Below are 890 nucleotides of genomic sequence, written 5' to 3'. Positions count from 1 at the left end.
CCTGGGCCTGGTCGGCTTCGCGGGCACGCCGTACCTGCTGGTGCCGCCGACCCCGCAGCACCAGGCGACCATCGACGCCCTGAAGAAGCTCGACTTCGCCGACAGCACGGCCACCGGCGAGGCCATCTTCACCGCCCTGCACGCGGTGAGCGCCAACGCGATCACCGGGGGCGACACCCCGCCGCCGGCCCGCATCGTCCTGCTCTCCGACGGCAAGGAGAACAAGCCGTCCAACCCCAGCGATCCGCATGACGGGGCCTACACCGCGGCGCGGCTTGCCCGCGACGAGGGGGTGCCCATCTCGACGATCTCGTTCGGCACGCCGTACGGCACCGTCGAGTACGAGGGCGCCACCATCCCGGTTCCCGTCGACGACCAGACCCTGCAGAAGATCTGCGAAATCACCGACGGCCAGTCGTTCCACGCGGACAGCCTCGAGTCGCTGAAGAACGTCTACGCGACCCTGCAGCGCCAGATCGGCTACGAGACCGTCAAGGGCGACGCCAGCCTGGCGTGGATGCTGCTGGGGGCCGTCGCGATGGCCGGCGCCATCTTGGCCGGGCTGTTGCTGAACCGCCGGCTGCCGTCCTGAGCGGTCAGACCGGGAGCCGCCGGTTGATCCGCAGCGCCAGCGCCGTCGCGATCAGCGCGGTGATGACGCCCAGGCGCAACCACCCGGCGCTGCCCGGCCCCGGCACCGTGCGGTAGCCGATGTCCTTCTCGATGGCGTTGTAGCTCTTGGACAGCTCGTCGACGTTGCTGGCCGTGTAGGACTGCCCGCCGGACAGCTTGGCGATCATCTTCATCTGGTCGGTCGAGACCGGGACGGCCACCCGCTTCCCGTCCATCTCGATCTCGCCGGTCTTGGTGCCGAACGAGATCGTCGAGAT

General features: G+C 69.3%; 1 protein-coding gene and 1 pseudogene. One reads left to right on the top strand and one right to left on the bottom strand.

The window, feature by feature from the left end; translation table 11 throughout:
* Nucleotides 1–592: VWA domain-containing protein (locus A5678_RS09140; RefSeq protein WP_156746826.1), on the top strand; the 592-nt coding region annotated here is incomplete at its 5' end.
* Between the two features lie 4 nt (nucleotides 593–596).
* Here the strand turns inward: A5678_RS09140 and A5678_RS09135 are convergent.
* Nucleotides 597–890 (bottom strand): annotated as a pseudogene (locus A5678_RS09135) (hypothetical protein); the annotation flags it as partial.

The sequence above is a fragment of the Mycobacterium sp. E2733 genome (assembly GCF_001667585.1).
GTDB lineage: Bacteria > Actinomycetota > Actinomycetes > Mycobacteriales > Mycobacteriaceae > Mycobacterium.
Note: the sequence above shows the minus strand (reverse complement) of the source record. Positions and strands in the feature narration are given on the sequence as shown.